Source organism: Oceanobacillus sp. M60, from assembly GCF_053839645.1.
Map to the genome: position 1 here is coordinate 430,668 of NZ_JBSSNH010000003.1, position 14,322 is coordinate 444,989.

A 14,322-nucleotide genomic window follows, 5' to 3' on the forward strand; every position below is an offset into this window, starting at 1 on the left:
TGGCTCTGTATCAAGCAAAAGAAGCAAGAAATGCAATAAGAATTTATTCGTAATGTATAAGGAACTTGCAGGGGAAGTAATTATATTACAAAATTGTAGAATAGCATCGTTTGATATAAGTTCATATTGGGGGATTTATAATGAAGCAGTATTTAGCATTTGATATAGGCGGTACGGAAATAAAATATGGCATATTAAATGAACAGGGAGATATATTAGAAGTAGAATTATTCTCTTCAAAAAATACAAACGGTAACTTTGTACTGGACAAGATTGTAGAGATTGCCTCTTCTAAATACAACGAAATCAATGGGCTGGCAATCAGCGCTCCAGGCTTTATTGATGCAGAAAGCGGTTACATTGAAAATGGTGGAGCATATAGAGATTTTGATCATTTCAATATGAAATCCTTTCTGGATGAAAAGCTGTCTATTCCTGTTACGATTGAAAATGATGTTAATTGCGTGGCTTATGCAGAAAAATGGCTGGGGAATGCTCGGGAGGATACCGATTTTGTATGTATGACCATTGGCACCGGCATCGGAGGAGCCTTATTTCTTAATAATCAGTTATATAGAGGTGTCTCGCACCGCGCAGGTGAATTTGGATATATGAAAACCAGCCCGGACAAAACACCGAATCTTTTCAGTAATTCCTTAAATCTTAAAGCTACGATGGCAGTTATACGAAAACAATTTTCATCTGTAAAAGAAATTCCGCTAAGCCAAGTAACTGGAGAAACGGTGTTTCAAGCCTTTGATAAGGGCGATGCAGACGCAATAGAAATCATATCCACGTTTTATGATCATATTGCGAATTTAATATATCATATTTTTTATATTATTAATCCAGCAAAAATATTAATAGGAGGAGGAATTTCTAATCGTGATTCGTTTATTAGTGAATTAAAATCACAGTTAAAAGCATATGAATTAAATGAGGATTGGTTAGAAATCAACACCTGTTATTTTAAAAATCACTCAGGGATGGTAGGTGCTACATATCACCACCTGCTGAAAACAGGAAATTTGCTGAATGGGTGATGGGAGCTGCCTTTTTGTATTTAATGCCTTCTAAAAAGAAGGATACAAAAAGGCTTCTCATTGAAAGTTAAATGATTATATGTTAATATGTTCATATAAGCAAATTAATAAATAACAACAGTTAAAAGGGAGGCCAATAAAACAATGGAAGAGCTGAAGTTTGAAAATAGTCCTTCTAAGGAAATCGATGAAGAAACATTATTTATCGTTACACAGACCTTTAAAGCATTAGGAGACCCGACAAGAGTCCGAATTCTTCATCTGCTTTTTCAAAAAGAATGTTCCGTTAATGAAATTGCAGATACGTTGGATATCAGGCAATCGACCGTATCTCATCAATTGCGATTTTTGAAGAATCTTCGGCTTGTGAAATATCGCCGGGCAGGAACCACGCTTTACTATTCTCATGATGATGAGCACGTTATGCTGATATTAAAACAAATGATAGACCATGCTTGTCATAGTTAGTATCAAAACCATTGATGTTATAAAAGTAATCGTTTTAATATTTGTATATGATTACATACTAACCTAATGATGAAAAGATATATCCAAAAAAATAGCGGTGCTTCTTAAATTAGAAGGCAGGAGGAAGATTTCTGCAAGCGAACTATATGCGTATATATGAATATAAACATAAAGGAGGTTTTAGCATGGGACACGATCATCACAGCCATGATCATACACATGGTGCAAACAAAAAGACGCTGCTGATTAGTTTTCTTGTTATCACGGCGTTTATGGTTATAGAAGTTATTGGAGGTTTGCTGACAAACAGCTTAGCTCTTTTAGCCGATGCGGGACATATGCTGAGTGATTCCATCTCTTTATTAATTGCATTAATTGCTTTTAAATTGGGAGAAAGAGCTGCCAATTACGGGAAGACATATGGATACAAGCGCTTTGAAATACTGGCAGCGGTCATCAATGGTGCCACATTACTTATTGTATCCATCTATATTTTTTATGAAGGTTATCAGCGATTGTTTGATCCGCCGGAAGTAGCTTCCACGGGAATGTTAATCATTGCTGTTATTGGTTTACTTGTCAATATTATTGTAGCATTTATCATGCTGCGCGGCGGAGATACAGAAAATAATTTGAATATGCGAGCTGCGTTCCTTCATGTTTTAGGTGATTTATTAGGATCAGTAGGTGCGATTATTGCAGCACTTCTTATCATTTTCTTTCAATGGACTTGGGCAGATACGGTGGCAAGTGTGCTGGTAGCATTGCTTATTTTAGTAAGCGGCTGGCGGGTAACGAAAGCCTCTATCCATGTATTGATGGAAGGGACCCCTGCCAACGTGAATTTAGAAAATGTCGTTCAAAAGATGAGTGATATAGATGGTGTCGAGGGAATTCATGACCTGCATGTATGGAGTGTAACCAGCGGACAGAATGTGCTTTCCTGCCATATTATTGTCGATGGCCAGATGACTGTGGAAGAAAGTCAGCAGCTGCTCCGGAAAATTGAGCATGAATTGGAGCAAGAGAATATCGGTCATGTCACGATTCAAGTAGAAACAGGGGAGCATCCTCATGAAGATACAATTATGTGTCAGGCAGAGTATGTGATGGAAGAGCATCACCATCATGGGCATAGTCATTGATTCAGCAGGCCAGGGCGCAAATCTAAGAGTTTTAAAATAGAGACTTCACAGGAAGAATGGAAGTCTCTATTTTTGTTTGCAGTAATGGATGGACTATGAAATTTTAGAGTATATGTTAAATCAACTTTAATTCATTCTCACTTTGTAAGAATACAACGAAAAACTTTTTTTAATTTTCTTAGAAAAATTGTACTTATTAAAAAAACTCTTATTAACGCGGTAAAGCTGAGGTAACACTTGACTAAAAATCTTTTTCACCATATCAACTATTCAATTAAACAATTGAATAGTTGATATGGTGAAATTTACATTTATACTTGGCTGTATCATTCTATTTTAATCTAATATCAATTTAAATACACTTCATGAAAAGGTGATGAGTATGAGGGAATCTCTATTATCTGCAACAGAATATAAAGATCAATTATATAAACAGTTATCAAGAATTGGGAAAAGCCTTTCTAGTGATAAACGTCTTGAATTATTAAGTTTATTAACACATGGACCAAAAACAGTGGAAAAACTGGCTGAACTTTCCGGGATGGCCATTGCAAATGTGTCCCGTCATCTTCAAGTTCTAAATGATTCTAAATTAGTAAAGTTTACAAAAAAAGGGACTTATGCATACTACTCACTTTCCGATGACTCCGTTGCTGATTTTTTAAATTCTTTATGGAAGATTAGTGAAAATCATCTTTCTGATATTAATCAAATAAAAAGGGATTTTTTAGAGAATATTGATGATGTTAACGTACTTACGTTGGAAGAGTTATATGAAAAATTAGAAAAAGATAATATTACACTTTTAGATTTAAGAACAGAAGAAGAATTTAATTACAGGCATATTGAAGGGGCTATTTCTGTACCAGAGGATCGTTTAGATGTATATCTTCAAAAATTACCAAAGGATAATGAAATTATTGTATACTGCCGGGGGAAATTTTGTGCAGCTTCTGCTATGGCGGCACAAAAGCTAAAGGAAAATGGCTTTACAGCTTTCAGTATGGAAGACAGTGTTTATGAATGGGATAAATATTTAAACGTAAGTCATTAGAAATAATTATTTTACGTTAATTAATAAGATAGAAGCTGCCATCTTGGCAGCTTCTAAAAAATAACATTAATTCAATTTATTGCAGGATTAGTTTTAGTTGTCAGCACAGTGTTATTTTACTAAATAAAGCAATCATGTTGACAGTATATTTTTTTATTTTATATTTAATTATTCAATTGAATATAAAATAAACGAGAGATTTTATTTAGGAAACATTCATAGGAGTGCCTCTCTAGAAAGAGGGGATGAATGAACTTATTTTTTATTTAAGGAGGAAATTAAATGTCTGAAGAAAAAATGTATGATGTTATTATTGCCGGTGCAGGACCTGCTGGAATGACAGCAGCTGTTTATGCGTCTCGTGCAAATTTAGATACCTTAATGTTAGAACGAGGAATTCCTGGCGGTCAAATGGCAAATACAGAGGACGTGGAAAACTATCCCGGATATGAGCATATTTTAGGACCCGATTTATCGAATAAAATGTTTGAGCATGCAAAAAAATTCGGAGCAGAATATGCATACGGGGATATCAAGTCCATTGAGAATCATGGAAGTTATAAGATTATCCATGCTGGAAAAAAAGAATATCGTACAAAATCTTTAATTATTGCGACTGGAGCCCAATACAAAAAAATTGGTGTTCCTGGTGAGGAAGAGCTTGGAGGGCGCGGTGTATCTTACTGTGCAGTATGTGACGGTGCATTCTTTAAGGAGAAGGATATCGTTGTTATAGGTGGAGGAGACTCTGCAATTGAAGAGGGTGTTTATTTAACTCGATTCGCAAATAAAGTCACTATTATCCATCGACGTGATCAGCTTCGCGCCCAAAAAATTCTGCAGCAGCGCGCATTTGATAATGAAAAAATTAATTTCATTTGGGATACTGTTCCAGAAAAATTTAATGAAACAGATGGAAAAGTAAGCAGTATTACTTTAAAAAATATGAAGTCTGATGAAGTCTATGACTTTAATACAAATGGGATATTTATTTATATTGGGATGCTTCCATTAAATGACCCGTTTACAGAATTGGGTATTACAGATGATACAGGGTATATTCTTACCAATGAAAATATGGAGACAGAAATCCCTGGAATCTTTGCTGCTGGTGATATTAGAGCAAAAAATCTTCGGCAAATTGTAACAGCGACCGGGGATGGAAGTATAGCAGCTGAAACAGCAATAAAATATGTGGAAAGCCTTGCTGAAGTGTTAAGTGTCCCAGAAAGACAATTATAAATCATTAAAAATAAAAAATAGGGGTGCTGCATAATCAGTTAATTGATTATGCAGCACCCCTATTTTGATTATAAAAAGAATCACCCAAGATAAATACGTTGGAACGGTTCCCTCTGTAAATTTAGGTTTTGTTTTGAAAGTGGGTATGGATAAATTAACTAACCTAAATTAAAGAGGTATTTTTTATGTTTGAAACCTTTTCACAGAATATTTCACAGTAACTACACGCATTTGAGTTTACTTATTTTATTGCAGACATTTTGCTGAAACTAAAAAAATTAGACCCGTTTTATTATGAAAAGTTATTTTAAATCCTTTCATCAAATTTTCACATTAAACAAGTACGATAGGAAAGGAGAGCGTTTGAAATGGAGGAGTATCTGAATGGTGATAGCAAGTAAATTAATTGCGGCAGGAATCATTGCTGCCAGCTTTTTGGTAGGGTGCCTTTCATTTTATATCATGAGTAACCTGCCTATAAAAATGAAGAAAAAGCATATAGCAGAAATCGTATCCCAACTAATTAATTTTGTTCTCTTTATGTGGGCAGGGAAAATCATACTAAATCTTTCCAGTTTCCTGTCTGATCCATTAACAATACTGGCTTATCCTGCTAATTCAATGGCTTTTTATTTTGCAGTGTTTGCAAGTATTATTATGCTGATTTATAAGGATAAACAAAAGAAATTGGATTTGTGTCCTTTTATGGAATCCTTTGTACATGTATTTTTAGTTGCTTCTTTTTTATACGAATTTCTTGAAATTATTTTAAAAGATAATGTATATGCATTCGGATACTTATTACTGCTCTCTGTTCTAATAATTTTATACTTTTTCCTCAGGGAACGGATTCAAATAAAATTATTGTTGCTTATTATCCTGGGCAGCTGGTCGCTCGGTATAATAACCTTATCTTTCATGCAGCCTTTCGTAACGGTTTTTGGTTATATGATGGACCCATGGTTTATTAGTATCTTTTTTATTATTGTTTTAGCATTATCCAATTTATTCTATAAAACAAAGCGAGGGTTTAAACAATGAGTATGATTGAAGCAGATACAATGCTGCTTACTGGTATGTTTTTAGCAATGGGGGCAGGCGTATTATCTTTTTTATCCCCCTGTGTATTACCGATTTTTCCAGCCTATATGTCATACATAACTGGAATTAGTGTAAAAGAGTTACAGGGAAACAAGAATGTTCAAATTCTTCGTCAACTATTTGCTCATTCTTTGCTTTTTTTATTAGGAGTTTCGCTGGTGTTCATTAGTTTGGGAGCAGGAGCTTCTCTTCTGGGACAATGGGTACAGAATTTGCTGTTTGGAGATTCGGGATTATTTATACAAAGAATAGCAGGTATTTTTATTATCATTATGGGTTTATTTATAGCAGGATGGATAAATATACCTTTTTTAATGAGAGAGCATCGTTTTCATTCAAGAAAAAAACAAGCGGGATATGTCGGCACATTTTTTGTAGGGTTAGGTTTTGCTGCCGGTTGGACACCCTGTATTGGGCCGATTTTTGGGTCTATATTATTTTTAGCTGCAAGCAATCCTGGTCAGGGAATATTCTACACTTTTTTATATGTTATCGGTTTTGCAATTCCATTTCTTGTTCTGACCTTGTTTATAGGAAAAACAAGGTGGATTGTCCGGCATAGTAATATCATTATGAAAATTGGAGCAATAATGATGATTATCATGGGTATTGTTTTGTTCTTTGGATGGATGCCTTTTATTTCAGGTTTTTTACTTGATTTGGTAGAGGATACTTGGTTGTCTAGGTTAGGCTAAGAGGAGGAGCGTTGTAATGAAAAAATGGATTTTCACTATGATTATTGTAGGAATGATTGGGTGGGCACTGTATGATTTTATAGATTCCAGCAGACAATCCACGGATGAATTTGTGCCTGTAGAAGAGAATAGCAGTGTAGAGGAAGACGTGAGAGAGCAATTAGAAGCAGCAGATAATGAAGAGGGGGACTCGGCGGCAGGAGAAAACACGGAAGTCGGTCTGGAGGTTGGAAATATGGCACCAGATTTTGAACTCCAGACGCTGGCAGGTGAAACAGTGAAGTTATCTGATTACCGAGGGAAAAAAGTAATGATTAATTTCTGGGCGACGTGGTGTCCGCCATGCAGAGCGGAAATGCCGGATATGGAAGCCTTTTATCAGGACAAGGATATTGTTATTTTAGCAGTTAATTTAACAGAGACAGAAAATAATCTGCAGCAGGTGCAGGATTTTGTAAATGAATACGAATTAACGTTTCCAATTTTACTGGATGAGAAAATAGAAGTCGCCGAACAATATATGATTCAACCAATACCCACATCATATATGATAAACTCAAATGGAGTAGTGGCATTTAAAGCCTTTGGTTCTTTGAACTATGATTTTATGGTTCAAGAGTTTGAGAAAATGAAGTAATTTTTTATAGAAGATTAGAAAGAAGGAATGGGGATGAAGCAGACAGTATTAGTTGTTGAGGATGACAAAATGATACGTGAACTTATCCGTATTTATCTACAAAAAGCGGATTATGAAGTTTTTACAGCTGCAGACGGAGAAAAGGCAAAAGCGGTTTTTTTAACGGAACATCCTTGTCTTATTATTCTAGATCTTATGCTTCCAAAGTTAAGCGGCGAAGAATTCTGTTTGTGGATTCGTGAACAAGAACGTAATGAGGTTTCTATTATTATGCTTTCAGCCAAATCACGTACAGAAGATAAGATTAATGGGTTAAAGATGGGAGCAGACGATTATTTAGTAAAACCTTTTGACCCGGATGAGCTTCTTGCTCATATAGAAGCAGTTCTTCGCCGTACAGGACAGTTTTGCCAAAAAATTGCTTACAATGGGCTTTGTATTAAGCCTCGAAAAGGGGAAGTATTGTTATTTAATACGCAATTAGAGTTAACCAAGCATGAATTTCATCTTTTGTACTGTTTTATGGAAAATCCTAATATAGTGATTTCCAGGGAAAGTTTAATGGAGCAATTATATCCTTATGCAGATAAATTAGTATCCGACCGAACCATTGATGCCCACATCAAAAAGTTGCGTAAAAAAATTGAAGAGAATCCTGCATCTCCAAAGCGTATTATGACAGTTCGAGGAATGGGGTATAAATTTGTTACAGAATAAATGGGGGAGGAATTTTCTTCCAAGACGTTTTTTATTTCAATTGACATTTATCAATATCATCATAATTGTAGCTTTTGTAATGTTTAGCAGCTGGGCAATTTATAATACAGCTTGTACGCTGGCAGATGGACTAACCTCGATGACTGCTCAAAAGCAGAGTCAATTCCAAGCAACGCTTTTTCAATACTTATGGTTGTTTAGTGTTTCTGCTGTTATTGTAGGCAGTTTGATTCATTTTTATTTAACAAAAAAAATGATCCAGCCTTTAAAAGAGTTAATCCAATCTACAAAAGAGATGAAAAAAGGGCAGTACCCAAGCTCCATTTATGTAAAGGGAGATGGAGAAGTAAGTGAATTAATCCGTCATTTTAATGATTTGGTTCAACAATTAGAAACCAATGAACAGCATAGGACAAATCTTGTATCTGATTTATCTCATGAATTTCGTACACCGTTAACAAACTTAAATGGTTATTTACTTGCTCTACAAAACGGAGTCATGGAAGGAGATAAGAAATTATACCAATCTCTTTATGCAGAATCGTCAAAGTTAACACAGTTAGTTGAACAAATGGAACAGTTAAAGGAATGGGACGATATGCAAGCATATTCTTTTTACGAAAAAGAATCAATAAATATGCAAGAATTCATTGAAAGATCAATTAAAATATTTCAGTGGTCCTTGAAAAAGAAGCATATTGATATAGAGATTGATGCCCATCAAGGTACAGCTGTTATAAATCGTACAAGTATTTCTCAGGTTATCAGCAATTTAATAGATAACGCCATTCGTTATTATGAAGGCGCAGGGCCAATTACCATAAAAGGAGAAAAAAACGCTGATGAATATAAAATTTCTATAACAGGTCCTGGAAGAAAGATTCCAGAAAAAGATAAAGAACGGATTTTTGAACGATTTTATCGTGTAGAAACTTCCAGGTCACGTGAATTTGGGGGATCCGGCTTAGGGCTTGCGATTTCAAAGGAAATTATTGAACGGCACCACGGGAAAATAGGTGTCCATACGGAAGGGCATATACATACTTTTTGGTTTATTATTCCTTTCTCCTGAAATATGTATTAACCTTTAATAGAGAGAATGATAATTGATAAACTAATTGCATTGAATGTTAAAAACCATCCCCTTTATTTATGGTAACTGGAGAAAATCTGAAATAAACGATTGCTGGAAGACACGATAGTTCTTGTTTTAACTTCCTGTTAACCATTTCATATGGTTAGTAATGCTCCAAACCGTTTTGTAGCTTATGTTTATCCAGTAAGAAAATAATAAAAATGGATAAAGAAATTTTATAGAAATTACATAGTGAGATAAATGAATAATTATGTTAAAGAGTATTAACACTAATTATACGCATAGACATAAAGAATTTTAGCAAATATGATTTTAAAATGTCTTTTTTTGAATCTCTCTATGAAAAAGGTGGTTATTACTATGAATATAGATAACTTGGAAATGTTTTGTAAGGTAATTGAACAGGGCAGTATTAGCCAAGTAGCTCGATCAAGCTATGTAACGCAGCCCGCAGTAACGAGTAAAATACGACAAATGGAAAATCATTATGGTGTTGCTTTGTTTGATCGGGATGGCGGTACAATACGTGTTACAAATGCAGGTTCTAAATTATATCCATACGCTAAGGAAATCGTTGAATACTATAAACGTTCTCAAGAAGTAATGGGCAATATATCTAATGATAAAGAGGAAACATTACATGTTGGAGCCAGCTTAACAATCGGAGAATATCTTCTGCCAAAAGTGTTAGGTAAGTTTCAAAAAAAATACAGAAATATTGAATTTAGTTTAGCTATCGGAAATACACCTACCATCATCTCTAAATTAGAAAGTTCGGAAATCGATATCGCTTTAGTAGAAGGGAAGGTTATGCATAAAGATTTTCACATTGAGAAATTTGCCAAAGATGAGCTGATACTGATAATTCCGAAAAACCACCGCTGGAAAAATCAAGAGAGGATAAATATAGAAGATTTAACGGAGGAAAGGCTCCTTTTAAGGGAAAAGGATGCAGGTGCGCGAAAAATTATAGAATCGGTATTTGCAGAAAATAATGTTTTGGAAGAAATACGACATTATTTAGAACTTGGGAGTACCCAGGCAATTATCAGCGGCGTTGAATCTGGTCTTGGTGTTGGAATAATCCCTAAACTTTCTGTGGCGCATGAACTTGAATTAGGGGCTGTTACACATATGCCTATTTCGAATATAACTATTTCTAGAGATTTATGGATTGTAAAAAGAACAACAAGATTTCCCAAAAATAGCATCAATTTATTTACTCAATTTTTAAAAGATCGGAAATCTAACTTTTAATCTATTATTTTTTACATATAGAGAAGGTCTGAAGTTCCTAAAGTCTATTGTGGAGGACAGGCAGTATGTAAATGACTCCTGTTAATACGGGATGAGTTTAAAGTTTGTACAGTTATACTCAAAATAGTATTTTTAAGGGGAGAGACAAAAAATAAGTATTTTTCAAAATCAGGAAAATATCAGGGGAAATCTGTATCCAGCTATGAAGGAAAATAGCAATGGTACAGATTTTTTTTATGAAGTGAAATTAATGAACCCTTATAATTATCAGAATCTGAGCTTTAGTAAGAGATATGTAAGGATAAAGCAGCTACACCAGTAGTTGTGTCTGCATAGATAAACTGATTATTTCCAATATAGATATCTACATGAGCATGTCAATTTAATACGTTTGAGAAAAGAATACGGAATCCTCTATTAATAAATCGTTAATTGTATAAGGCTTGTCAAATTTTCTTTTCGCACTTTTCCGATGTCGAGATAAGTTTAACTCACAATATAATCTATACTGTCTGATGCCTTTTGAAAATACTGTTAGAGCTTGATTTAGAGCTGGCATTGACAATGTAACCTGAAGAGCCAAATGTATTTTTAAACCGGGTTTTATTGTGAAAACGGTTTTTCCTTTAAAGAATAATAAAATATTATGGCCCATAACATTCTTCTATAATTTATAAAGGTTTTTATATAGTAGGATAATAATAACAGCAAATTTATGATTAATCGATTTCTCAGATAAAGCTGATCAAAGTAATGTAACCTGAGAAGCTTTGATTAATTAAGTAGAATTTTTTCAACCTATCTTTAAAACGACTAATTAGGAGGGAGAAAAATTGAGTGAAAGTAAATTTTCAAAAATTGTTATTGTTGGTGCGGGTTCAGCGGGGATTTCCATTGCATCTCGAATCATTCGAAATGCACCTTATTTAAAAGAAAATATAATGATTATTGATCCTTCAGAGGACCATTATTATCAGCCTTTATGGACGTTAGTTGGCGGCGGTCAATCTAAATTAGAAGATTCTCATCGAAAACAGGAAACCCTTATGCCTGACGGCGTTCAATGGATTAAAGAAAATGTGACAGAATTTATCCCAGATACAAATTCAGTTATAACAGATGCACACTCACAGATTAATTATGATTTTCTAGTTGTAGCAGCTGGTATTGAAATAAAGTGGGACAGAGTTAAAGGGCTGAAAGAAGCAATTGGAAAAAATGGTGTCTGCAGTAATTACTCACCCGAGTTCGTGGAAAGCACTTGGGAAAATATTAGAAACTTTTCAGGTGGAAACGCCATATTTACTCAACCGAGCACCCCAATTAAGTGCGGGGGAGCTCCACAAAAAATTATGTACCTGGCAGATGATTATTTCAACAAATCTAGTGTCCGCGCAAAAACAAACATACAATTTATTTCTGGTACAGGTAATATTTTTGCAGTTCCGACCTATGCGAAAACATTAGAACAGGTTATTGATCGAAAAGGTATCGAAACCACTTATATGACAGATTTGATTGAAATAGATGGGGAGAATAAATTAGCGGTCTTTGAAAATATAGAAACAAATAAAAAAATGGAAGTTAATTATGACATGATCCATGTTACGCCGCCAATGGGGGCTCCCAGCTTTATTGCGGCCAGCCCGCTTGCAGATGCAGCCGGTTGGGTGGATGTTGATCCTTACACACTTCAACATAAAACGTTCCAAAATATATTTAGCGCTGGTGATTCATCCGGTCTTCCAACGTCTAAAACAGGAGCAGCTATACGTAAACAAGCCCCTGTAGTTGCTGAAAATATTCTTTCTATTATGAATGGCAGACAGATGAAAGCAAAATATGATGGTTATACATCCTGTCCCTTGGTGACAGGTGTCAACAAATTAGTGATGGCGGAATTTGATTATGATAAAAATCCACAGGAAACTTTTCCAATTGACCAATCAAAAGAAAGAAGCAGTATGTATATTGTGAAGAAAAATCTGCTGCCAATAATGTACTGGAATGGAATGTTGAAAGGAACGATGTAGTGAAATAATACAAGTTTATGAATATTAGTATATTCATGAAAAGGAGGTTTCAAAATTGGACACTACTCAAAAGCAGTCTACGATGGATGATGTAATACAAGAACTGGAGAAAAAGGAACAGGTAGACGCTCTATATTATCTCGTCCAAAAACTCCCTGATTTTGTGTCAAGAGTACAGAAGCTGGATGATAAATTGGATTTTATTGAGAATGTCATCGAAGACAAACAATCATTATCTACTATTAGTAATGAAATAGAAGAAAAAATAGAAAACCTGCATATTAACCAGGAACATTTAACTTCCCTTCTGGAACTGATGCATTTATTGCCTAAATTAGTCCCGTTATTAAAGAAGGCTGATGAAGTTTCTCAGTTCGTTAATGACTTTTTAAACGATACAGCATCTGTTGAATATGCATTAAAAGGAATAAATGATATTATTCCACTGGATAAGGCAGTCAAGGTTATAAAGGAGACAAATGAACAGTACAAACAGAATGATAATACTGCTAATTTTTCCTTATATGGAATGTACCGTTTATTGAAGGATCCAACCATTCAAAAAGGATTCCGATATTTAGAATCATTCCTTGAAGTTGCAGACAAAGAAAAATAATAGATGATGAAGGAGAAGGCATATTTTTCGCTCCTTTTTTGATGAAAATTTAGCACAAAAAATCTTATTTAATTGGCTGTCAACAAACTGGTGAAGCGATAATTTGGGAAGAAGGAAGAATAGCTGGTGCACACCATATTATGTTAGGCACACATGTTGATCAAATTGAAGAATTACCTAAAAAAATTTATTTGATGCAATGTCGTTCTGATGCCCGTTCAGCAGTTGCTGACAGCCTGACACAGGTAAATAATTTTAAAAATGTATTGAACGTAAAAGGCAGATATGTAGCATGGACGAAAGAAAAATTTCCAATAACAAAGGGATGACACACTTTATCGTTTTAAGTAATCGCACAAACATTATGCTTTTACTAGAAGATTATAAGAAATCAGCCTGCTAGTATTGGTAGGAAAACAGGTGATCAAATGGAATTAGGTTTTATTATTGTATTATTTTTTATTGGACTTATTGCATCGTTTGTATCAGGGATGTTAGGTATTGGCGGTTCAATTATTAATTATCCACTTTTATTATATATTCCGGTACTGCTTGGAGTAGGCTCATTATCTTCATCAGAGGTTGCTGGTATTTTAGCTATTCAGGTTTTCTTTTCAACAATTGGCGGCATGTGGGCATATAGAAAGGATGGATATCTAAATAAATCCTTAATATTAACGATGGGAATTTCTGTTTTAGTTGGAAGCTTTATAGGCGGATTTGGTTCTGATTTATTATCAGATAGTAATATTAATTTGGTATATGCCATGCTGGCCACTATTGCCGCAGTAATGATGTTTGTACCGAAGCAGCATGTAGAGGATAAGGAGAACAGTCAAGTGGAATTTAATCATTTGATTGCAGTTATATCAGCATTTATTGTGGGGCTGGGAGCTGGGATTGTAGGTGCCGCTGGAGCATTTCTGCTTGTTCCGATTATGCTTGTAATATTAAAGATACCTACAAGGGTAACAATCGCTTCCTCATTAGCAATTACCTTTTTATCCTCTATCGGTTCAGCTATAGGAAAAATTATTACAGATCAGGTATTATACGGGCCGGCAGCTGTCATGATAATTGCCAGCTTAATTGCTGCTCCAATTGGTGCAAATACCGGGAAAAAAATGAACATCAAAATATTACAGGCAATATTAGCATTGTTAATCTTTGCCACTGCCTTAAAAATCTGGACGGATATTATTTGATTGTTCTTATCTT

The 14,322-nt window shown here is 34.7% G+C and carries 15 protein-coding genes; all 15 read left to right on the forward strand.

Annotated elements, in window-relative coordinates; translation table 11 throughout:
- Positions 1-140: 140 nt before the first annotated feature.
- Entirely contained in the window at positions 141-1,043 is a 903-nt protein-coding gene (locus ACW0TQ_RS10000; RefSeq protein WP_368901361.1) for an ROK family protein, read from the forward strand.
- Positions 1,044-1,187: 144 nt separating this feature from the next.
- Positions 1,188-1,511, forward strand: a complete 324-nt coding sequence (locus ACW0TQ_RS10005; RefSeq protein ID WP_455725621.1) for an ArsR/SmtB family transcription factor — start codon at positions 1,188-1,190, stop codon at positions 1,509-1,511.
- Positions 1,512-1,696: 185 nt separating this feature from the next.
- Positions 1,697-2,656: a cation diffusion facilitator family transporter gene (locus ACW0TQ_RS10010; RefSeq protein ID WP_042533195.1), complete on the forward strand. Its 960-nt coding sequence runs from the start codon at positions 1,697-1,699 to the stop codon at positions 2,654-2,656.
- A 382-nt stretch (positions 2,657-3,038) separates the two neighbouring features.
- A complete protein-coding gene (locus tag ACW0TQ_RS10015) occupies positions 3,039-3,710 on the forward strand; it encodes an ArsR/SmtB family transcription factor (RefSeq protein WP_042533197.1) in 672 nt (223 codons plus the stop codon).
- A gap of 282 nt (positions 3,711-3,992) precedes the next feature.
- The gene (gene trxB, locus ACW0TQ_RS10020; RefSeq protein WP_042533199.1) at positions 3,993-4,952 is read left to right on the forward strand and encodes a thioredoxin-disulfide reductase; all 960 of its coding nucleotides are present in this window, start codon (positions 3,993-3,995) and stop codon (positions 4,950-4,952) included.
- A gap of 384 nt (positions 4,953-5,336) precedes the next feature.
- On the forward strand, positions 5,337-5,993 hold the full coding sequence (locus ACW0TQ_RS10025; RefSeq protein WP_042533201.1) for a hypothetical protein: 657 nt from the start codon (positions 5,337-5,339) through the stop codon (positions 5,991-5,993).
- Positions 5,990-6,748: a cytochrome c biogenesis CcdA family protein gene (locus ACW0TQ_RS10030; RefSeq protein ID WP_042533204.1), complete on the forward strand. Its 759-nt coding sequence runs from the start codon at positions 5,990-5,992 to the stop codon at positions 6,746-6,748. Before ACW0TQ_RS10025 ends, ACW0TQ_RS10030 begins: the two co-directional genes overlap by 4 nt.
- Positions 6,749-6,764: 16 nt before the next feature.
- Positions 6,765-7,385: a peroxiredoxin family protein gene (locus tag ACW0TQ_RS10035; RefSeq protein ID WP_042533206.1), complete on the forward strand. Its 621-nt coding sequence runs from the start codon at positions 6,765-6,767 to the stop codon at positions 7,383-7,385.
- 33 nt (positions 7,386-7,418) lie between these two features.
- Positions 7,419-8,102, forward strand: coding sequence for a response regulator transcription factor (locus ACW0TQ_RS10040; protein WP_455725622.1), 684 nt, complete (start codon positions 7,419-7,421; stop codon positions 8,100-8,102).
- Positions 8,089-9,174, forward strand: a complete 1,086-nt coding sequence (locus tag ACW0TQ_RS10045) for a sensor histidine kinase (RefSeq protein ID WP_455725623.1) — start codon at positions 8,089-8,091, stop codon at positions 9,172-9,174. Before ACW0TQ_RS10040 ends, ACW0TQ_RS10045 begins: the two co-directional genes overlap by 14 nt.
- 384 nt (positions 9,175-9,558) lie before the next feature.
- On the forward strand, positions 9,559-10,455 hold the full coding sequence (locus ACW0TQ_RS10050) for a LysR family transcriptional regulator (protein WP_193063841.1): 897 nt from the start codon (positions 9,559-9,561) through the stop codon (positions 10,453-10,455).
- Positions 10,456-11,288: 833 nt separating this feature from the next.
- Positions 11,289-12,488 (forward strand): FAD/NAD(P)-binding oxidoreductase, encoded by a 1,200-nt coding sequence (locus ACW0TQ_RS10055; RefSeq protein ID WP_042533217.1) that lies wholly within the window; start codon positions 11,289-11,291, stop codon positions 12,486-12,488.
- Between the two features lie 55 nt (positions 12,489-12,543).
- Complete coding sequence (locus ACW0TQ_RS10060; RefSeq protein ID WP_193063839.1) at positions 12,544-13,104, forward strand: hypothetical protein; 561 nt, start codon at positions 12,544-12,546, stop codon at positions 13,102-13,104.
- A gap of 140 nt (positions 13,105-13,244) precedes the next feature.
- On the forward strand, positions 13,245-13,433 hold the full coding sequence (locus ACW0TQ_RS10065) for a rhodanese-like domain-containing protein (RefSeq protein WP_256706007.1): 189 nt from the start codon (positions 13,245-13,247) through the stop codon (positions 13,431-13,433).
- Between the two features lie 99 nt (positions 13,434-13,532).
- The gene (locus tag ACW0TQ_RS10070; RefSeq protein WP_042533220.1) at positions 13,533-14,309 is read left to right on the forward strand and encodes a sulfite exporter TauE/SafE family protein; all 777 of its coding nucleotides are present in this window, start codon (positions 13,533-13,535) and stop codon (positions 14,307-14,309) included.
- The last annotated feature ends 13 nt before the right edge of the window (positions 14,310-14,322 follow it).